The 17,556-nt window shown below is 59.6% G+C and carries 23 protein-coding genes; 11 read left to right on the top strand and 12 right to left on the bottom strand.

Annotated elements, in window-relative coordinates; translation table 11 throughout:
• Positions 1-14 precede the first annotated feature (14 nt).
• On the top strand, positions 15-827 hold the full coding sequence (gene map, locus ACR0KM_RS08885; RefSeq protein WP_480858663.1) for a type I methionyl aminopeptidase: 813 nt from the start codon (positions 15-17) through the stop codon (positions 825-827).
• On the opposite strand, the gene ACR0KM_RS08880 is transcribed toward map, so the two are convergent.
• Genes ACR0KM_RS08880 through ACR0KM_RS08865 form a run of 4 tightly spaced genes read right to left on the bottom strand, consistent with a single transcriptional unit; the run spans position 815 to position 3,416 of the window.
• Entirely contained in the window at positions 815-994 is a 180-nt protein-coding gene (locus tag ACR0KM_RS08880; protein WP_480824262.1) for a hypothetical protein, read from the bottom strand. The genes map and ACR0KM_RS08880 overlap by 13 nt on opposite strands.
• Positions 995-1,019: 25 nt before the next feature.
• Positions 1,020-1,655, bottom strand: a complete 636-nt coding sequence (locus ACR0KM_RS08875; RefSeq protein ID WP_480858661.1) for an HAD family hydrolase — start codon at positions 1,653-1,655, stop codon at positions 1,020-1,022.
• A complete protein-coding gene (gene rsmD / locus ACR0KM_RS08870; RefSeq protein WP_480858659.1) occupies positions 1,648-2,208 on the bottom strand; it encodes a 16S rRNA (guanine(966)-N(2))-methyltransferase RsmD in 561 nt (186 codons plus the stop codon). Before rsmD ends, ACR0KM_RS08875 begins: the two co-directional genes overlap by 8 nt.
• Positions 2,205-3,416: an NAD(P)/FAD-dependent oxidoreductase gene (locus tag ACR0KM_RS08865; RefSeq protein WP_480858942.1), complete on the bottom strand. Its 1,212-nt coding sequence runs from the start codon at positions 3,414-3,416 to the stop codon at positions 2,205-2,207. The genes rsmD and ACR0KM_RS08865 overlap by 4 nt, the downstream gene beginning before the upstream one ends.
• A 99-nt stretch (positions 3,417-3,515) precedes the next feature.
• Between ACR0KM_RS08865 and ACR0KM_RS08860 the strand changes: the two genes are divergently transcribed.
• The 3 genes from ACR0KM_RS08860 (at position 3,516) to ACR0KM_RS08850 (ending at position 4,706) form a co-directional block, all read left to right on the top strand.
• A complete protein-coding gene (locus ACR0KM_RS08860) occupies positions 3,516-4,001 on the top strand; it encodes a redoxin family protein (protein ID WP_480824256.1) in 486 nt (161 codons plus the stop codon).
• 101 nt (positions 4,002-4,102) lie between these two features.
• Entirely contained in the window at positions 4,103-4,348 is a 246-nt protein-coding gene (locus tag ACR0KM_RS08855; RefSeq protein ID WP_480824254.1) for a glycine zipper 2TM domain-containing protein, read from the top strand.
• 10 nt (positions 4,349-4,358) lie between these two features.
• A complete protein-coding gene (locus ACR0KM_RS08850; protein WP_480858657.1) occupies positions 4,359-4,706 on the top strand; it encodes an EF-hand domain-containing protein in 348 nt (115 codons plus the stop codon).
• Positions 4,707-4,715: 9 nt separating this feature from the next.
• Here the strand turns inward: ACR0KM_RS08850 and ACR0KM_RS08845 are convergent, their stop codons facing one another.
• From ACR0KM_RS08845 to ACR0KM_RS08830, 4 genes are read right to left on the bottom strand one after another with little or no spacing between them, the layout of a single operon-like run.
• Positions 4,716-5,009, bottom strand: coding sequence for a 4a-hydroxytetrahydrobiopterin dehydratase (locus tag ACR0KM_RS08845; RefSeq protein WP_480471572.1), 294 nt, complete (start codon positions 5,007-5,009; stop codon positions 4,716-4,718).
• Positions 5,006-6,193, bottom strand: a complete 1,188-nt coding sequence (locus ACR0KM_RS08840; protein ID WP_480858655.1) for a GNAT family N-acetyltransferase — start codon at positions 6,191-6,193, stop codon at positions 5,006-5,008. The genes ACR0KM_RS08845 and ACR0KM_RS08840 overlap by 4 nt, the downstream gene beginning before the upstream one ends.
• Before the next feature lie 46 nt (positions 6,194-6,239).
• Positions 6,240-7,010, bottom strand: a complete 771-nt coding sequence (locus tag ACR0KM_RS08835; RefSeq protein ID WP_480858654.1) for a glycerophosphodiester phosphodiesterase family protein — start codon at positions 7,008-7,010, stop codon at positions 6,240-6,242.
• Entirely contained in the window at positions 7,007-7,462 is a 456-nt protein-coding gene (locus ACR0KM_RS08830) for a RidA family protein (protein ID WP_480858652.1), read from the bottom strand. The genes ACR0KM_RS08835 and ACR0KM_RS08830 overlap by 4 nt, the downstream gene beginning before the upstream one ends.
• A gap of 344 nt (positions 7,463-7,806) precedes the next feature.
• On the opposite strand from ACR0KM_RS08830, the gene ACR0KM_RS08825 reads away from it, so the two are divergent.
• Together ACR0KM_RS08825 and ACR0KM_RS08820 are read left to right on the top strand one after the other, a co-directional pair.
• On the top strand, positions 7,807-8,589 hold the full coding sequence (locus ACR0KM_RS08825) for an MlaA family lipoprotein (protein WP_480843430.1): 783 nt from the start codon (positions 7,807-7,809) through the stop codon (positions 8,587-8,589).
• Positions 8,579-9,187, top strand: a complete 609-nt coding sequence (locus tag ACR0KM_RS08820; protein ID WP_480824242.1) for an MlaC/ttg2D family ABC transporter substrate-binding protein — start codon at positions 8,579-8,581, stop codon at positions 9,185-9,187. The genes ACR0KM_RS08825 and ACR0KM_RS08820 overlap by 11 nt, the downstream gene beginning before the upstream one ends.
• Positions 9,188-9,528: 341 nt before the next feature.
• On the opposite strand, the gene fliP is transcribed toward ACR0KM_RS08820, so the two are convergent.
• Genes fliP through fliF form a run of 4 tightly spaced genes read right to left on the bottom strand, consistent with a single transcriptional unit; the run spans position 9,529 to position 12,713 of the window.
• Positions 9,529-10,248: a flagellar type III secretion system pore protein FliP gene (fliP, locus tag ACR0KM_RS08815; protein WP_480858650.1), complete on the bottom strand. Its 720-nt coding sequence runs from the start codon at positions 10,246-10,248 to the stop codon at positions 9,529-9,531.
• Positions 10,248-10,535 carry a FliM/FliN family flagellar motor switch protein gene (locus ACR0KM_RS08810; RefSeq protein WP_480824238.1) on the bottom strand — a complete coding sequence of 96 codons (288 nt, stop codon included), beginning with the start codon at positions 10,533-10,535 and terminating at the stop codon, positions 10,248-10,250. The genes fliP and ACR0KM_RS08810 overlap by 1 nt, the downstream gene beginning before the upstream one ends.
• Positions 10,528-11,124 carry a FliH/SctL family protein gene (locus ACR0KM_RS08805; RefSeq protein ID WP_480858649.1) on the bottom strand — a complete coding sequence of 199 codons (597 nt, stop codon included), beginning with the start codon at positions 11,122-11,124 and terminating at the stop codon, positions 10,528-10,530. The genes ACR0KM_RS08810 and ACR0KM_RS08805 overlap by 8 nt, the downstream gene beginning before the upstream one ends.
• Complete coding sequence (gene fliF / locus ACR0KM_RS08800) at positions 11,124-12,713, bottom strand: flagellar basal-body MS-ring/collar protein FliF (protein ID WP_480858647.1); 1,590 nt, start codon at positions 12,711-12,713, stop codon at positions 11,124-11,126. Before fliF ends, ACR0KM_RS08805 begins: the two co-directional genes overlap by 1 nt.
• A 119-nt stretch (positions 12,714-12,832) precedes the next feature.
• Here fliF and ACR0KM_RS08795 point away from each other — a divergent pair, with 119 nt between their 5' ends.
• From ACR0KM_RS08795 to ACR0KM_RS08775, 5 genes are read left to right on the top strand one after another with little or no spacing between them, the layout of a single operon-like run.
• Complete coding sequence (locus ACR0KM_RS08795) at positions 12,833-13,330, top strand: flagellar basal body-associated FliL family protein (RefSeq protein ID WP_480858645.1); 498 nt, start codon at positions 12,833-12,835, stop codon at positions 13,328-13,330.
• 9 nt (positions 13,331-13,339) lie between these two features.
• Positions 13,340-13,882, top strand: coding sequence for a hypothetical protein (locus tag ACR0KM_RS08790; protein ID WP_480858643.1), 543 nt, complete (start codon positions 13,340-13,342; stop codon positions 13,880-13,882).
• Complete coding sequence (locus tag ACR0KM_RS08785; protein ID WP_480858641.1) at positions 13,879-14,472, top strand: MotE family protein; 594 nt, start codon at positions 13,879-13,881, stop codon at positions 14,470-14,472. Before ACR0KM_RS08790 ends, ACR0KM_RS08785 begins: the two co-directional genes overlap by 4 nt.
• A gap of 40 nt (positions 14,473-14,512) precedes the next feature.
• Entirely contained in the window at positions 14,513-15,382 is an 870-nt protein-coding gene (motA, locus tag ACR0KM_RS08780; RefSeq protein ID WP_480858639.1) for a flagellar motor stator protein MotA, read from the top strand.
• A complete protein-coding gene (locus tag ACR0KM_RS08775; RefSeq protein WP_480858637.1) occupies positions 15,379-17,514 on the top strand; it encodes a hypothetical protein in 2,136 nt (711 codons plus the stop codon). Before motA ends, ACR0KM_RS08775 begins: the two co-directional genes overlap by 4 nt.
• Positions 17,515-17,556: the final 42 nt, after the last annotated feature.

The following is a 17,556-nucleotide window of genomic DNA, read 5'->3' as shown; positions in this document are numbered from 1 at the left end:
GGAGCCAAGCGTCGATGAAAGAACATCGTGGCCGTCTGACCAAGGACGGTATCCGCATTTACGAACAGGGTGACTTTGCCGGAATGCACGCGGCAGGGGCCCTGGCGGCGCGGATATTGGATGACATTGCAGACCATGTGTTTGTGGGCCAGACCACGGGCGCGATCGACGGGTTGATCACGCAGATGGTCGAGGATGCGGGCGCAGAGTCTGCCACCATCGGTTACAAAGGTTACAAGCACGCCAGCTGTATCAGCGTGAATCATGTGGTCTGCCACGGCATTCCCGGCGACAAAAAGCTGAAGGATGGCGATATCCTGAATATCGACGTCACCGTCATCGTCGATGGCTGGTTCGGCGATACCTCGCGCATGTATGTGGCGGGCAAACTGCCCCGCAAGGCAGAGCGGTTGATTCAAGTGACCCATGACGCGCTGTTCAAGGGCATCGAGATGGTCAAGCCGGGCAATACGTTCGGCGATATCGGCCACGCCATTCAGGCTTATGTCGAGGCGCACCGGATGAGCGTTGTCCGCGATTTCTGCGGTCATGGTCTGGGCCGGGTGTTCCATGCGCCACCAAACGTGCTGCATTACGGGCGTCCGGGCACCGGTGCGGTGTTGGAAGAGGGCATGTTCTTTACCATCGAGCCCATGGTTAATCTGGGCCGCCCCGAGACCAAGACGCTGGCCGATGACTGGACCGCCGTAACCCGCGACAAATCGCTGTCGGCGCAGTTTGAGCATTCGGTGGGTGTAACGGCAGATGGGGTCGAGATTTTCACCCTGTCACCGGGCGATAAGTATCACCCGACCTATTCCTCCTGATCTTCCGCCTGATCGCGCAGCAGTTTCAGCAGCAATGTCTCATCCCGCCACGGGATCACCGCGTCATGGATGAACACCGGCGCGCGCATCGGCTTGGGCGGCGGCCCGGTGGTGGTGTCCGTATCCTTGGCAAAGGTCCAGAGCGGGGGTGAGATGGCGCGGTCCATGGCCGGACCTTACCATGTTTCGCGCTCAGAGTCCCAAAAGCCCGGGCACTTGTGACATATCCGTGAAGACCTCGGCCCCCAGCGCGGCCAGACGCGCGCCATCATCATGGGCGGCATAGGCAAGGCAGCGCATATCGGCCCGGATCGCGGCGGTGACGCCGTTTTCGCTGTCTTCGATCACCACCGGGTTCTGCGCGCCGAAACGCTGCGCGGCGGTCAGGAACAACGTGGGCTCGGGCTTGCCGGTGCCCAGTTCATGGGCCGAGAACATCACGTCCTTGAACCGGTCCCACAGACCGTTCTGGCCAAGGGTGATCTGCATTTTCTCGGGGCGACCATTCGAGGCGACGCAATAGGGGATGCCTTGTGCGTCCAGTTGCGCCAGCAGGTCGGGAATGCCTTCGACCAGCGGCGTGCCCGCCTTCAAAGCCGTATAGATTTCCGCATAAATCTGCTCGGTCCAGTCATCCGGCAGATCGGCCCCCAGCGCCCGCGCCTTGTCGCGCACGCTGGTCATGGTGCCGCCGACAAACAGCCCCATGCATTCGGAAAGGCTGAGGTCCAGGCCATAGCGGGCGAAATTGTTGACCATGACCTGATTGGACAGAACCTCGCTGTCGACCAGAACGCCGTCGCAATCGAAGATGACCAGATCATGCATCGGGGGTCTCCCTCCACATCAACGAGATATGCGTGTCGCCATATTTGCGCGTATCGCTCAGGGTGAACCCGTCGGGGGCGGCCATGGGGGCGTTTTCTTCCCAGACGATCAGGGCGTCACCCGCCAACCAGCCGCCGGACAGGGCGGCGAGGGCTTTCTGGCCCAGCGCCTTGCCGTAAGGCGGGTCGAGGAAGATCAGATCATAGGGCGCACCGGGGTTGTCGCCCAGCCGGGTTGCATCGCGGCGGATCAGGTCCGTGCGGGCCTTGCTGCCGGTCAGGTCGATATTCTTGCGGATCAGACCCTGCGCCACGCGCCCGTCATCGACAAAGGTGACGTGCGCCGCGCCGCGCGACAGCGCCTCGAGCCCCAACGCGCCGGTGCCTGCGAACAGATCCAGAACGCGCAAGCCGTCAAAGTCGATCTGGTGGCTGAGCACATTGAACAGGCTTTCCCGCACCCGATCCGTGGTGGGGCGCAGATGTGCGCCCGCGTCGCCTTTGCCGACCGAGGCCAGCGCCCGGCCCCGGAAGTCTCCGGCGATGATCCTCACGCTTTGAGCAGCGGTTTGAGGTCCGCATCCGGGTCGGCGACCACCGCCGGATCAGCGGTTTTTCCCGCGTCGATCAGGCGCTTGCCGACCATATAGGCGCGCGGGTCGTTCATCGCGTCGACGGCAATCAGCTGATCACCCTTGTAATACCAGAAGGACACCGTCGCTCCCTGCCCCTTGCGGGTGACGACGCGGTCATAGCCGGTGTTCAGGCCAGCGATCTGCAGCTTGACATCATATTGATCCGACCAGAACCATGGCGTCGCCACATAGTCCTTGGCCGCGCCCAGCATGTTCTGAGCCACAATCTCGGCCTGATCGATGGCGTTGGGCACGCTTTCCAGACGGATGCGCCCCTCGCTATGCGGGAAGGACGCGCAATCGCCTGCCGCCCAGATCGAGGGGTCCGAGGTACGGCCATGGGCGTCGGTCTTGATCCCGTTATCCAGTTCCAGACCCGCCATCTCGGCCAGTTGGGTCGCGGGCGCGATGCCCACGCCGACAATGACGAAATCCACCGCCAGTTCCGAGCCATCTGTCAGGACGGCCCCCGTCACATGGCCATCTTCCCCGATCAAACGATCCAGCCCGACCCCTTCGCGGATGTCTGCGCCGTATTCGGCGTGCAGAGCGCGGAAATAATCGCTGGTCTCGGGGGCTGCGACCCGTTGCAGGATACGCTCGGCCATCTCGACCAGAGTGACCTTGACCCCGCGCTTGGCACAGACGGCTGCGGCCTCAAGCCCGATATAACCGCCGCCCACAATCAGCGCGCGCGCGCCGTCTTTGACGCCGGGCTCCAGCGCGTCGATATGGGCCAGATCGCGGACCACATGGACGCCCTCCAGATCGCCGCCGATCGCCGCTGGCAAGCGGCGCGGATCGGACCCGGTGGTCAGGGCGAGTTCGTCGTATGAGATGACCTCATTGCCCAGCGAAACCGTCTTGGCCTGCGGGTCGATGGCGGTGACGCGCTGACCCAGACGCAGGGTGATGTCGTTCTCGGCATAAAAGCTTTCGGGCCGCAGGAACAGGCGGTCCAGCTCCATCTCGCCCAGCAGATAGGCCTTGGACAGCGGCGGGCGCTGATAGGGCAGATGCGGCTCGGCCCCGATCAGGGTGATGTCGCCTGCAAACCCATCCTTGCGCAGCCGCGCCACCAACGAGGCCCCGGCCTGCCCTGCCCCGATCACGACGATATGGCTCATGTTGTGCCCACCCTGCAGAATACCCATGGTCTCTTTGTTTGGACCACCTATATTGCGGCACAGCCCGACTCTGCAAATCCAAATGACAGGAGCTGAAAAATGATTGCAACAGGTGACACGCTGCCCGAAGCCACGCTGACACAGATGGGCGCTGAAGGCCCCGAGGAAGTGCGGATTTCAGACAAGACCAAAGGGCGTAAGGTTGTGATCTTTGCCGTGCCGGGCGCTTTCACGCCGACCTGTCATTCTGCCCATGTACCCAGTTTCATGCGCACCAAGGATCAGTTCGATGCAAAAGGTGTGGATGAGATCATCTGCATTTCGGTCAACGATCCGTTTGTGATGAAAGCCTGGGGCGAAGCAACCGGCGCATCCGAGGCCGGCCTGACCATGCTGGCCGACGCTGCATCAGAGTTCACCAAAGCCATTGGTATGGATTTCGACGCCCCGCCTGCGGGCCTTATTGCGCGCTCGAAACGCTATGCGATGCTGGTTGAAGACGGCAAGGTCATGGCACTGAACCTCGAAGAAAACCCCGGTGCATGCGAAGTGTCGGCAGGCGAGGGTTTGCTGCAATCCATCTGACATCACGTGCCCTGGCGCAACCGGGGCACATGAACCGAAATTAACTTGATGCAACGTCCCGATCTGCCAAAATCGGCAGCATACATTGCGGGAGTTCATTGATGCGTTTGAAAGTGATCACCTTAGTTCTTGGCGCCGCCGGGGCGCTTGCCGCCTGTGGTCCGGCCCCAACGCCGCAACAACAGGCTGCGCGGCAGCATGAAATTGCATGCCTCAGCGGTACCGTGGGCGGCATATTAATCGGCGGCGCATTGGGCAATCAATTCGGCGGTGGATCGGGTAAATCAATCCTGACAGCGGCCGGAGCCGTTGCGGGCGGCGCAGCCGGTCAAAGCTATGCGTGTTGAGGGGGCTGAGATGAAACATATCTGTATCGCCATCGCCACCATCGCACTGGCCACGACAGCCAGTGCCGAGAGCGTGTCGCAGCTGAACGAGGCCGAACTAAAGGCCATCGACAGCAACAATGACGGTTTCCTGTCGCGGGATGAATTCAATGCCTTCTCGGACTATGCGTTTCAGGAGATGGACGACGACAAAAACGGCACACTGGGCCTGAACGAGGCTAAGCCGTTTCTGGATATCAAACAGTTCCAGGCAGTCGACCGAAACCGCGATAACCTGATCTCGCGGGATGAATATGACGCGCAGATGCAAAGCGATTTTGACGCCGCCGATCAGGATGGCAACGGCCAGCTGGACTAGCGCCAGAATTTAGATCAGGCTGTCCATCTTGCGGGCCAGTTTGGCGTCCAGCGCCGAGAGGCCGCCCACGTCATGGGTGGACAGCGTGACCTCGACCGTGCGGTAAACATTAGACCATTCCGGGTGGTGGTTCCATTTCTCGGCAAAGATCGCCACCTGTGTCATCCAACCAAAAGCATGCACGAAATCTTCGAATATAAAGGTCTTGGTGATGGCATCGCGATCCTCGACCATCGTCCATCCATTTCTGAACAGCGGGTCCAGCAGAGGGCCTCGAGTCTCGGTCGACAGAAGTTCGGTCATTGCTGTTCCTCCGGGTTCGATTTCCTGAACGGACCATAATCCGTCAGAATCTCGATCTCTTCTCCCACCGCGTGGGCTTCGGCGTCCAGAAATTTCTGAACCGCATCAGCAAAACCCGGATCCCCGACCCAATGCAAGCTATGCGTACGGGTCGGCAGGTACCCGCGCGCCAGCTTATGTTCGCCCTGCGCACCCGCTTCGACCCGCGCCAGCCCTTCGGCAATGGCGAAATCAATCGCCCGATAATAGCACAGCTCGAAATGCAGGCAGGGGTGGTGTTCGACGCAGCCCCAATAACGACCATAGAGCGTTTCGCGTCCGATGAAGTTCAGCGCACCCGCCACCGCATATCCATTGCGTTCTGCCAACACCAACGCGATATCATCAGCCATGGTTTCATGCGCAATATCAAAGAACTGCCGCGTCAGATAGGGAGCGCCCCATTTGCGCGCACCGGTATCCTGGTAAAAGCGCCAGAACGCGTCCCAATGTTCGGGTCGCAGATCATCGCCCGTGATCGTCCGAATCTGGCCACCAAAATCGCAGGCCTGCGCACGTTCCTTGCGGATGTTCTTGCGCTTGCGCGAGGACAGCGCCGCCAGAAAACCGTCAAAATCCGCGTAGCTGTCGTTCAACCAGTGAAACTGCTGCGAATGCCGGACCAGCAGACCCATCTGCTCGCCAGCCAGCGCCTCGCCCTCGGTGCAGAAGGTGGCGTGCAGGGACGAGATGCGATTTTCTGCGGCCAGTTGCACCGCACCTTGCACCAGCGCGGACATGCCCATTGCCTCATATCCCGGCCGGACCAAGAACCGACGCCCGGTTGCAGGGGTAAACGGCACCGCGATCTGTAACTTCGGATAGTACCGACCGCCCGCGTTTTCATAAGCATGGGCCCAACTGTGATCAAAGATGTACTCGCCCTGAGAATGTGACTTTGCGTACATCGGGGCCGCGCCAATCAGCATCCCGTCCAGATAGGCCGTCAGATACTGAGGCTGCCAGCCGGTACCCCGCCCGACCGAGCCGCTCTCTTCCAATGCCCACAGGAACCGATGCGTGGTAAACGGATCAAGCGGCCGCCCGCCATCCGTTGCTTCGGAGCAGGCACACGCATCCCAGTCGCTCGCCTGAATCTGCGAGAGCGACGTCAGAATCCGAACTTCGATCTGTGCCTGATCCATGTGCCCTCCGCGCTTTTGTCTTTATCTGTGACGGACGGATCACGGTTCAACCCGGATATGCGGCAAGGTATCCCTCGAAGGTCACATTGTCGGCAACCTGTCGCGCCTCAGCCTCTTGTTGGGGCGAACGGATGGTCCAGCACAGGACAGGCACACCCTGTGCCTTGATCTCGGCCACGCGCGGACGGGTCAGATCAGCGGCCTCGTGGCTGATGAAACTTGCGCCGGAGCGTTGGAAATCGGGGATGGTACGCAGATGATCGCAGACTTCGGTGGGCAGCAGCTCAACCTTTGGATCGTAGGAACAAGTCACAAGCCCGCGTGGCAGGTGAGGCGCAACCCGAGCCAGCTCGGCCACCGAATTGGGGTTGAACGACATCAGCGCCACCGGACCGTCATAGCCCTGCAACGCCCGCGCAGTGTCTGCTTCGAGCGTGCCGACATTCGGACCCATCGCGCCATCCTGATCCTTAAGCTCGATCAGCAACGGCGCACGGCCTGCGACAAGGTCCAGTACCTCATCCAGGGTCGGGATGCCCTCGTCCTCGGACTGCAATAGCGTCAGCCGTTGCGCCTGCATGGTCGTGATTTGTTGGATTGGGCCAGACTGCCCGGTCAAGCGCTTCAGGTCATAGTCATGAAACACCATCGCGCGGCCATCCGAGGTGAGCTGAAGATCGATCTCGATCCCGTAACCGGCGTCAATCGCAGCACGAATCGCGGCCCGACTGTTCTCGGGGCGCTGATCCGCGACATCATGCAACGCCCGATGCGCGATCGGGCGATGCAGGAATTCGGATGGCAACGGCGGGGTCATTGGACCTCGAAGATACCTTCGATTTCGACCGCAACACCCAGCGGCAGCGAGGCCGCGCTGACGGCGGAACGGGAATGGCGACCGGCCTCTCCCAGCGCCTCGACGAGGAAATCGGACGCGCCGTTGATCACCTGCGGCTGCGCGGTGAAATCGGCGGTCGAGTTCACGAACCCGGTCAGCTTGATCACGCGCACCAGCTTGTCGATATCGCCGCCACAGGCCGCTTTGACCTGCGCCAGCAGGTTGATCGCGCAGACCTTGGCCGCCGCGGCACCCGCCTCCACATCCATGTCATCGCCCAGCTTGCCGGTGATCAGATCATCATCTTTCGAAATCTGGCCCGAAACATAGACGATGTTGCCGATCCGAACGAAAGGGACGTAGTTGGCCGCCGGGGCGGGCGCGTCCGGCAACGTGATGCCAAGGCTGTCCAGTTTTGCTGCGATGCTCATAGAAAGGGTCTCCAAGGGTTCCATTCAGCCGGGACGCTAAACGGGAAACGCCGTCTCGAAAAGCGGGAAAGCGGCATTTCTCCGATCATCGGCGATCTGGGCGCCTCTCCACTTATTCAGGATGTGTTGATATCGTGTCACTTTACCCGAACCTACTGGCTGGGGTACATGCGAGTTGTTGTTTCAAATTCCACGCGAAAGGTCTATGTGAGACCAATTGCGACACGAAGACCGCAAAGGCCCGTATTGATTGAAGGCCCGGCCACACCACCGGGTAATTTTTTGGAGTACCGAAGACCGTGCCAAGCCCTATCCGCCCAAAGCACTTGATTATTCTGGCCATTATGACGGTTCTCTCGGCTTGTGCGTCCCAACCACAAGACGCCGCCGCCCGGGGCGAGATATTCGACCCCTACGAAAACACCAACCGTGGCATTCACAAGTTCAATCTGGGCGTGGACCGGTATCTGTTCCGGCCAGCATCGAAAAGCTACGTCAAGATCGTACCGGATCCGGTGGTCACGAGCTTCAATAACTTCGCCATAAACCTCACGATGCCCGGCCAGGCGCTTGACTACCTGCTGCAGGGCAATCTGAAACAGTCAGGTAACGCGCTGCTGCGGTTTGCCGTCAACTCGACGATTGGCGGCTTTGGTCTGTTTGCTCCGGCGGAAGAGCTGGGCCTGCCCCCGGTCGACACAGATTTCGGCGAAACGCTTCATGTCTGGGGCGTCAACGAAGGTGCCTATGTCGAGCTGCCGTTCTATGGCCCCTCAACGGCGCGCGATGCCGTTGGTGTCGTCTTCAACCTGTTCTCAAACCCGATCAACTTTTCGCCGGTGCGACCGGTCGACAACGTTGGCGTCTATGCTGAAATCGTGCGGCGTATGGGGGATCGGGGGCGGTTCTCTGATACCATCGACTCGATTCTGTACGAAAGCGCCGACAGCTATGCACAGGCCCGCACGATCTATCTGCAAAACCGCCGCTTTGAGCTGGCACGCGACGATGAAGATGCCTATCTGGGATTGTATGATGACCCGTATTCCGACGCCGGGACCGACCCTGTCAGGGACCCCTTGCTAGATCCCTCCCTAGACCCCTATGAGGACCCCTATGCCGAGTAACCTGATGCACCGACGCCAGTTTATCGCCACCACCGTGACCGGGCTGGCGGCAGCCGGCCTGCCCTTGCCCGCTTTCGCGCTGACCGAGGCGGGTGCCATGCAACTGGTCAATTCAGTGGTGGCAGATATCAACCGCGTGATTGCCTCGGGCAAATCCGAAAACGCGATGCTGCGCGATTTTGAAAAGATTTTTGTGCAGTATGGCGACGTGCCGATCATGGCGCGTTATGCTTTGGGTGTAGAAGCGCGCAGTGCCTCTCCTGCACAACTGCGCCAGTTCACCCGCGCGTTCCAAGGCTATATCTCGCGCAAATATGGCCGCCGCTTCAGGGAATTCATCGGCGGCGAAGTCACGGTGCGCAACGCGCGCAAGATCAAGGCAGGCTACGAGGTGCGCACCTCGGTCAAGCTGCGCGGATCGTCGCCGTTCGAAGTGACATTCCTGGTGTCGGACAAGTCTGGCAGCGGGAAATTCTTCAATATGTTCATTGAAGGGGTGAACCTGTTGTTAACCGAACGCACCGAGATCGGGGCCATGCTGGACGCACGCGGCGGCAACTTGAACCAACTGATCAACGATCTGGGCAAAATCAGCTAAACCGGGCCGTCACGACCTGAAACGCCGCTGCGCGACGATCACGCGCAACGGTGTTTCGCCTCAGGACACTCGTGCGATCCGTACACCAGCTTGTCCCGTTCAGACTGATTTCAAACAGATCTGGCGACACAAGCGCATCATCGAACCCACTGGCATCAGCGCGCGACCCCGCCCGCAGGCCGCCCCCGGCTGCATTTACCATTTTCGCAGATGAGCGTTGCATCAATCAGATGCATTTTGCGCACCGTTGGGTTTGGCTTGATAAGCACCATTACAAGGCCTGGCCCTGAACGCGATCGATCTGCGCGGCAAGGCAAGGCGATCAATAGGTGAAGGCCGGGCTATCCATAGCTTCTTACCAAAGCGCTGGCGATCAGTGCCCAGCCGTCGGCGATGACGAAGAATGCCAGCTTGAAGGGCAAAGAAACTGTTGCCGGGGGCACCATCATCATGCCCATCGACATCAGGACAGCGGCAACCACCAGATCAATGATCAGGAATGGCAGGAAAATCAGAAATCCAATCTGAAATGCGCGTGCGATCTCCGACAGCATGAATGATGGCATCAACACCGAAAGCGGAGCATCGGGCGACAGTTGCACCGCCGTATCGTCCGGGCGCAGCGCGGCCATCGCCTGAAATGTGTCGGCATCAAGCCGCGCCGCCATGAAACGGCGAAACGGGTCCAACGCGCGTTCAAGCGCGGGCTCTACATCCAGCGTCTCGTTTACCATGGGCTGGATACCTACGCTCCAGGCTTCGGTAAAAACCGGCTCCATGATGAAATAGGTCAGAAACAGCGCAAGGCTGACGATCAGCATATTTGGCGGTGATTGCTGCAAACCGATCCCCTGCCGCAGAATCGCCAGCACGGTAATTAGAAACGGGAAGCAGGTGATCATAATTGCCAGCCCCGGCGCCAAGCTGAGCACCGTGATCAACAAGATCAGCTGAATGGTGCGCGCCGATATCGAACCATCTTCTCCCAGCGACAGCGATACCTCTTGTGCGCTGGCGATCGAAGGCAAAAGCAGTATGACCAGCCAAACAGCGAGACGCATCAGCCAATCCCGTTCTGCAAATCCGAAATCTCGGTGAGCCGCACGGCCAATTGCCCGGGCTGATCGCCTTCCATCTCTTCCAGGACGCCGCGCGCGACAAGTTGGTCGCCGACATACAAATCCACAGGATCCTCGATCCGTTTGTCCAGCGTGAGAACAGCGTTTTCGCCCATGTTCAGCAGATCCCGGATCAATGGACGTGCGCGCCCAACCGAGACAGTCACCTCGATCGGAACCGCCTCGAAGGGGTTGGTTTTCTCTGGTTTGGGAGATTGAAGGTCACTCATTTGACAAAGCCTCTTTTGCTTCAAACAGATATGCGTCGAAAGCCCCGGCAATGGCGTCGATCAAGGCACTGCAGTCCACCTCGCGTCGTGCAATGCCCACCTGCAGATTGGCCTGTCCAGGGTTCAGGGCCGGGTCTTCCAAGACCCACGGCGCAGGTGTCAGACCCTGCGGCAACAGGGCTTCGATCTGGGCACATGACCCGCTTGGGACGTTCAGTTGGATTGGCTGGCCGATCTGCTCGCCCGCCATCTCCGTAAGCTGTTCGGCAAGACGGATGGCGAAACCACGCTCGATAGTCTGGGGCAATACGGTTTCGATCAGACTTTGGAACAAGGGTTCCAGCGACAGCGTCATCCTGGTCAGCGCTTCTTGATAGGTGAAGGACAGATCGGACAAGGTAGCGGCCAGATCCGAGCCTATCTGGTCCCGCCCCTGATCCTGAGCGTGAACCGCATCGTCCCAGCCTGCGCCATAACCCTTTTCAAACGCGGCCAGCCTCTGCTCTTCCAGCGCCTCTTCGTCCAGAAGATGTACCGCGCCACCGCCCGCATGCAGCGTGAAATCTTCGAGGAGATGAGCAATAGACATCACACTTTCTCCTCGCTCTCCTCAAGCCAACTGCGCAGAATCTCAACCGTCTCCTCCTGCTTGTCGCCGATCATGGCGCGTAACCGGTCTACGGCCTCGTCCCCCGGCGCGCTGGCAAGCGCAGGCACAGCTGGCTGCGATGAATCCGACAGAGCGGCAAAGTCCTGCGAATCGCCGGTTGCAATCTCGCCTGTCAGAAGCGGGGCATCGGCCTCTGGTCGTGCTGGCGCGGGCAGTATGGCCTGGGTCGCGGCGCTGTTCGTCAGAATTGGGCGTATGACGAACAGTCCCAGCACAAGGGATACAAGCGCCAGAACCGCCATCTGAACCAACGACATCGCATCCAGATGAATGCCCGACCAGATGGAAGCCGCCGCCAGCGTTCCCTGCGGTTCAACCACAGGCAGGTCCAGCGACTTCAACGTGATCACGTCGCCCCGCTCTGCATCGAAACCCACCGCTGAGGCCACCAATTCCTGAAGCGCATCCAGTTCAGGCTGCGGCATGGGCACAAAGGTCTCGGAGCCGTCGGCACCGGCCACACGCGCGCCGCTCACCAGAACCGCAACTGTGAGCCGCTTGATCGCACCGGGTGCGCGATGCACCTCAAGTTCAGTCTCGGATACCTCGTAATTCACCCGCTCACGGGTCTGCGTCGCATTCGAATTTGATTCATCTCCGCCGCTACCGTCGCCATCCGGCAGGTTCGATGCAACGGTCACATCCGCAGATTGGTTGCGGGCGCTGTCCGAGCGTTCTTCGATATCCGTACTGATCGCAACACGGCCCTTGGGGTCAAAACGACGTTCACGGATCAATTCGGTTTCCGTCACCGTGTCGACGCTCACCTCAACCACCGCATTGCCGGCACCGACACGGGCCTCAATCAGTCGCAAGACCCGGTCGCGCAATTGCCGCGCCTTATCATTGGCGGTGTCCGATGCAACGGCGGCCTCCTGCGCCCCGATTACAGAACCATTCGAATCGACCACTGCAACGTTCTCAGGGGCGAGCCCGCTGACCGCCGAAGCCACAAGAAACCGAATCGCCTTGGCCTGGTCCCCGGTGATCTGAGCACCGGACGGCACCAGATAAACCGAGGCGGTCGGCTCGATGCTGCGCTGAAACGGGTTCGCCGAGCCGTTGGCAATGTGCACCCGCGCCTGACTGACATGCGGGCTACCAACGATCGTGCGGGCCAGTTCGCCTTCTTTCGCGCGCCAATAGGCGGCATCGAACATCTGCGAGGTGGTCCCGAAACCGCTGAGAGAGTCCAGCAATTCGTACCCCCGATTGCCGTTAGCGGGCAGGCCTTCGCTTGCCAAAGTCATCCGCAGTTCGTCCCGTTGCGCGCCAGGTACATAGATCGACCCGCCGCGTATCTCATAGGTCACACCGCGCTGGTCCAACGCCCGCACGATGTCACCGGCAGCCCCACTTTCAAGCCCGGCGTAAAGCAGGGTCATGGATGGCGCGGTCACGATGCGCGACATCGCAAGAACGCCCAGAAAGACCAGCACAACGGCCCCGGCCACGATGATTTGTTTGCGCCTGTCCAAATTTGCCCAGACAGTTCCGATCTGCTGCACGCTTACCTCCGACTCACCGACATTCTGTTCGGCTCAGCCCTTGTTTGGACGATTGCCCTTAACAATCGGTTAGTCCCTGCGGGGTTATGAAACTTCCAGAGCGAATGAATGGAGACGTAATGACCGACGCAGCAGAAGACTCGGCACAAGCCACTCAGAAGTCAGGGAAAAAGGGGTTGGTACTTGGCGTGATTCTGGCGATCGCGGGTGGCGTTGGCGGTTACCTGGTAACGGCTTCCGGCCTGTTGCCATTTGGCGCCAAGGAAATGGCGAAAGACGCAGAAAAATCAGACAAAGGACCCGAAGCAAAGGCCCTTCCGGACGTCCTCTTTGTCGATCTGGCGCCCGTCATTGTGTCGGTCAATGCTGGCGATTCGCGGCATCTGAAATTCCACGCACAGCTTGAGGTCAATGCAGGCTACGCCGCTGATGTCGAAAAGATGAAACCGCGAATCATGGATGTTCTGAACAGCTATCTGCGCGCCGTCGATCTGTCTGACCTTGAAGATTCGCTCGCCCTGATGCGCATCCGCGGCCACCTATTGCGGCGCATCGGAATCGTCACCGGCGAAGGCCGTGTGCGGGATGTTTTGGTCATGGAATTCGTACTGAACTAGGAGGCGAAGTTGGAGCTGGTTGCCGATATTCTGCTGGTCGCAGGCGCGCTTGGGGCGGGGCTGTATTGCTTTGTCCTTGCACGCAGGCTGCGGCGATTTACCGATCTGGAGAAAGGTGTAGGCGGGGCCGTGTCGGTCTTGTCCGCGCAGGCGGATGAACTGCGGAAGTCCTTGGACAACGCGCGCGCCGCATCGGACGACTCTGGCGTGACGTTGCGCGATCTGACCGAACGCGCCGAAACGGTCGCGCAAAGATTGGAACTGATGATGGCCTCGATGCACGACGTGGTGCCCGAGCCGCCGGTTGAGAAATCAGACACCCATGTGCAGCAGACCGAAAAAGAGCGTACACCCAGTCCCAAGGACGAAGAACCTGGGGCTACGGTTGAAGATCACGCCGATCCTGCAGACGGGGTTGAGGCACCTGAAGATACCCAACCGACCGAACCCAAGCCCGAAGCACGGGCGGCGTTGGTCGAAACACCCGCGGAGAAACCCGAAGGTTTGATGTTCTTTCGCCATGCACGCCCGCCCGGCGGAGCAATGCAATGACGCGTCGCGGGGCAAAACCCAAGACCACACGTGAACGCAGTGGCGTGCTGACCGTGATCTCTCTGCTGATGATCGGGTCGGCAATAATCCGGATCGGGCTTGAGGCTGGTCCGGCGTTGGCACGCAGCGCTGAACCTGATCAGGCAACGGCCGAAAAAACCGCGTCGACTGGCCTTGAAGCCTCTGATTTACAACGGCTTTTGACTGAGTTGTTGCGACGCGCAGAAGACTTGGACCGGCGCGAAGCAGCTATTGTCGACCGGGAACACGCGTTGGGCATCGCAGACGAAGCGATCGAGGCTCGTCTGTCGCTGCTGCAAGAGGCAGAGGAGTCGCTGCGCGAAACGGTGGCCATCGCCGAAAAAGCTGCAGAGAATGATCTGACGCAGCTGACGGACGTGTATCAGAACATGAAACCAAAGGATGCGGCCGCTCTATTTGAAACGATGGATGCGGTATTTGCGGCCGGCTTCTTATCGCGCATGCCGCCAGATGCGGCCGCAAACGTGATGGCCGGACTCAGCCCCGAGGCAGCCTACACAATCAGCGTCGTCATGGCTGGCCGCAACGCCCGCGCGCCGCAGGAGTAACTGCTATGCGCCAAACCCTTCCTAACTTCGGAGATCACTCATGATCGGGATCATTGGAATTGCCGTTATCTTCGTCATGGTGTTCGGCGGCTATCTGGCCGCAGGCGGAAAAATGACCATCATCCTGAAATCATTGCCGTTTGAGATGATGATGATCGGGGGTGCCGCCGTTGGGGCGTTTCTGATCAGCAACGATATGGGCGGCATCAAACACACGATCAAAGACATGGCCAAGGTGTTCAAGGGACCGAAATGGAAGCCCGAAGACTATCGTGATCTCTTGTGTCTGCTGTTCTCTCTGATCCGGATCGCGCGCGCAAATCCGGTCGAGGTGGAACAACATATCGAAGAGCCCGAAACCTCTTCTCTGTTTTCGGCCTATCCCAGAATTCAGACCGATAAAGAGGCGGTAGATCTGATCTGCGATACGATGCGTTCGGCCTCGATGAACTACGACGATCCACATCAGGTCGAAGAAGTGCTTGAAAAACGGATGGAAGCGAACTTTCACCACGCCATGCATTCCAGCCATGCGCTTCAGACTGTTGCGGATGGTTTGCCAGCACTCGGGATTGTTGCGGCGGTTCTGGGGGTGATCAAGACCATGGGCTCGATCGATCAACCGCCCGAGGTGCTGGGTAAACTGATCGGCGGGGCCTTGGTCGGTACCTTTCTGGGCGTCTTTCTTGCTTATGGGCTGGTTGGACCGTTCGCCGGCAAGTTGAAAGCGGTGGTTGAAGAAGACAATCATTTCTACCAGCTGATCAAAGAGGTGCTGGTTGCCAATCTGCACAACCACAACGCCGCGATGTGCATCGAGGTTGGGCGTCAAAACACACCAACACATAATCGCCCGGGTTTTTCCGAACTGGAAGAGGCCTTGAAAGAACTCAAGCAGGCAGCCGCATGATACGTCTCATCATCCTGGTTCTCTGCGCTTGGGCATCCGGTGCAGCAGCACAGGGTCTGCCCGTACGCACTGGCGAGCATAAAGGCTATACCCGGCTGGTGGTTCAGGTTCCGAAAGGAACCGACTGGACGCTGCTCCAACGCCAGAACGGTGCGCAGCTGAGCGTTGCCATTGACGACGTGACTTTTGATACGCGATCTGCATTTGACCGATTGTCCGGGAACAGGCTGCAGGCGCTGACGCAATTGCAAGCGGGCGGCGCGCTTGACATGGCATTCGGTTGCGACTGTGTCGCGACGGCTTTCTTGCACCGGCAAACGATGGTGGTTATCGACATCGCTCCAGGCAAATACCCGCCAAAGCTCGCAACGCCGCCTGCTTTGCCCTTGCCGTCATCTGAGCAAAACGCTTTGCCTGCGGAAATCCCCGCCAACGGGCTGGCACTGCCACTGCTAGAGCTGAACCAGAGGGGGTACGAAGATCAGCTAATATCACGGATTCTGCAGGGTGCCGACCGAGAGGTCGTCGACCTGACATTGGCTGGCGTTGGGCAAAGACCATCAACGCCTGTCGGCCCGGTGCGCGCGACAGAGCTGTCGATGCCGAATCTTCAACTGCGCTCGGTACTGGATGGCGTACGTGGGTTAGAGGCGCTGGAGCTGCCAAAGTTTGATATGCGCAAGGAATGTATCACCGACAGCGATCTCGGGTTTGAGACGTGGTCCGACGCAGATACTCCATTTGCTGCGCAGGTCTCGGATCAGCGTGTCGCTTTGTACCGGGAATTTGACAAGATTGATACCGCGCACGCACTCAAGCTGGCCCGACTGTATCTGTATCATGGCTTCGGTTCAGAGGCGTTGCAGGTCCTAAAACTGCTTCCGCGCAGTCCCGCCGAGAAAGAACAGCTCGCGACAATCGCGCATGTATTGGACGGCTTTACCGCACCTGCCACACATGCCTTCGCAGGCCAGCAGCGGTGTGCAGGAACAACAGCGCTATGGGCTCTTATGGCAGAGGGAAGACTGGAAGAGGACGCGAATCTGGATGCTATTGAACAGAGCTTTGGTCAGCTTCCACGACACTTGCGGCGCCAGTTGGGGGCGAGAGTATCCGAGATTTTGGTCGCGGCAGGAAAACTGGAAGCCTCGCGGCGTATACTGCGCGCAGTCGAACGGGTTGTTGACGCGCCCACGGCGGATCTGACTCTGGCCAAGGCTGAAATAGCCGCCGCAGCCGGTAACGACGAGGCTACCGAAAAGCTTTTGTCGGACACCGTCTTGGCAACCAACACCACAGAGGCCCCGCTGGCGCTGGCCCGGTTGATTGAGAAACGCTGGGCAGATCGCGGGGCTGTTTCCCTGGTGGACCTTGACCTTGCAGCCGGATACGCCCGCGAGCTGCGCCGCTCGGATCTGGGGCCGATGATGGCCCGGGCACACGTGCTTGCGCTTGCGCTTACAAATGAATTTGACCAGGCCTTGAGCCGTTTGGAAAGCGCGGCGGGCACCTCAGAATGGCAGCGTACGCGGGATCAGGTTCTGCAACTTCTGGCCGAAAGAGCCGACGACATCACCTTCTTGCGCTATACGTTTGCGATACCGGACGAGACCTCCGATGGCATGACGGTGGAGACGGCGGCTCTGCTTGCAAAACGCTTAGCCAATCTGGGTTTCTCCGCACCTGCGCAGGCGCTGGCCGGACGACCAGAGGATCGGACACAACGTCTGGACAGGGCGCGCATCCGGGCACATGCAGCTTTGCTGGACGACAGACCGCATCAGGCGCTGCTGGAAATCGCCGAGGATGCTTCAGACGAGGCGCAGCAGCTGCGCGCACGGGCGATGTCGCAGACCGATGACTATTCGGAAGCGGCGCGGTTGTTGCGCGCGATTGGGGATGATGCCGCGGCGGACCGGTTTGTTTGGTTGGCCGGAAATTCAGAAGACCAGCCTGACCCCTCGACGGTCTTTGGAAAGATCGGTGCGCTCAGCGTGCAATTGGGGCGACCCGCAGATAGACAACCGGAAAAGCCGCTGGCGGATGCGACGACGTTACTGCAAGACAGCCAGACCACAAGGGCACAGATTGCAGAGCTTCTGGAACACGTCCGAGGTAACAGCAAAGACTGACCTTGAGCCGATTGCAGCTTGGAACGAAAGGTAGCGTGATCA

Source organism: Ruegeria sp. G10 (assembly GCF_056533645.1).
Note: the sequence above shows the minus strand (reverse complement) of the source record. Positions and strands in the feature narration are given on the sequence as shown.

Bases quoted from the DNA above. Each gene is read 5' to 3' on its own strand.
- ACR0KM_RS08785 (WP_480858641.1), top strand. From the start codon at position 13,879: ATGACGCGTCGCGGGGCAAAACCCAAGACCACACGTGAACGCAGTGGC.
- ACR0KM_RS08845 (WP_480471572.1), bottom strand. From the start codon at position 5,009: ATGACCGAACTTCTGTCGACCGAGACTCGAGGCCCTCTGCTGGACCCG.
- ACR0KM_RS08875 (WP_480858661.1), bottom strand. From the start codon at position 1,655: ATGCATGATCTGGTCATCTTCGATTGCGACGGCGTTCTGGTCGACAGC.
- ACR0KM_RS08820 (WP_480824242.1), top strand. From the start codon at position 8,579: ATGCCGAGTAACCTGATGCACCGACGCCAGTTTATCGCCACCACCGTG.
- ACR0KM_RS08855 (WP_480824254.1), top strand. From the start codon at position 4,103: ATGCGTTTGAAAGTGATCACCTTAGTTCTTGGCGCCGCCGGGGCGCTT.
- fliP (WP_480858650.1), bottom strand. From the start codon at position 10,248: ATGCGTCTCGCTGTTTGGCTGGTCATACTGCTTTTGCCTTCGATCGCC.
- ACR0KM_RS08795 (WP_480858645.1), top strand. From the start codon at position 12,833: ATGACCGACGCAGCAGAAGACTCGGCACAAGCCACTCAGAAGTCAGGG.
- ACR0KM_RS08830 (WP_480858652.1), bottom strand. From the start codon at position 7,462: ATGAGCATCGCAGCAAAACTGGACAGCCTTGGCATCACGTTGCCGGAC.
- ACR0KM_RS08860 (WP_480824256.1), top strand. From the start codon at position 3,516: ATGATTGCAACAGGTGACACGCTGCCCGAAGCCACGCTGACACAGATG.
- ACR0KM_RS08775 (WP_480858637.1), top strand. From the start codon at position 15,379: ATGATACGTCTCATCATCCTGGTTCTCTGCGCTTGGGCATCCGGTGCA.
- ACR0KM_RS08835 (WP_480858654.1), bottom strand. From the start codon at position 7,010: ATGACCCCGCCGTTGCCATCCGAATTCCTGCATCGCCCGATCGCGCAT.
- ACR0KM_RS08805 (WP_480858649.1), bottom strand. From the start codon at position 11,124: ATGTCTATTGCTCATCTCCTCGAAGATTTCACGCTGCATGCGGGCGGT.
- ACR0KM_RS08850 (WP_480858657.1), top strand. From the start codon at position 4,359: ATGAAACATATCTGTATCGCCATCGCCACCATCGCACTGGCCACGACA.
- motA (WP_480858639.1), top strand. From the start codon at position 14,513: ATGATCGGGATCATTGGAATTGCCGTTATCTTCGTCATGGTGTTCGGC.
- map (WP_480858663.1), top strand. From the start codon at position 15: ATGAAAGAACATCGTGGCCGTCTGACCAAGGACGGTATCCGCATTTAC.
- ACR0KM_RS08865 (WP_480858942.1), bottom strand. From the start codon at position 3,416: ATGAGCCATATCGTCGTGATCGGGGCAGGGCAGGCCGGGGCCTCGTTG.
- ACR0KM_RS08825 (WP_480843430.1), top strand. From the start codon at position 7,807: ATGACGGTTCTCTCGGCTTGTGCGTCCCAACCACAAGACGCCGCCGCC.
- ACR0KM_RS08810 (WP_480824238.1), bottom strand. From the start codon at position 10,535: ATGAGTGACCTTCAATCTCCCAAACCAGAGAAAACCAACCCCTTCGAG.
- ACR0KM_RS08840 (WP_480858655.1), bottom strand. From the start codon at position 6,193: ATGGATCAGGCACAGATCGAAGTTCGGATTCTGACGTCGCTCTCGCAG.
- ACR0KM_RS08880 (WP_480824262.1), bottom strand. From the start codon at position 994: ATGGACCGCGCCATCTCACCCCCGCTCTGGACCTTTGCCAAGGATACG.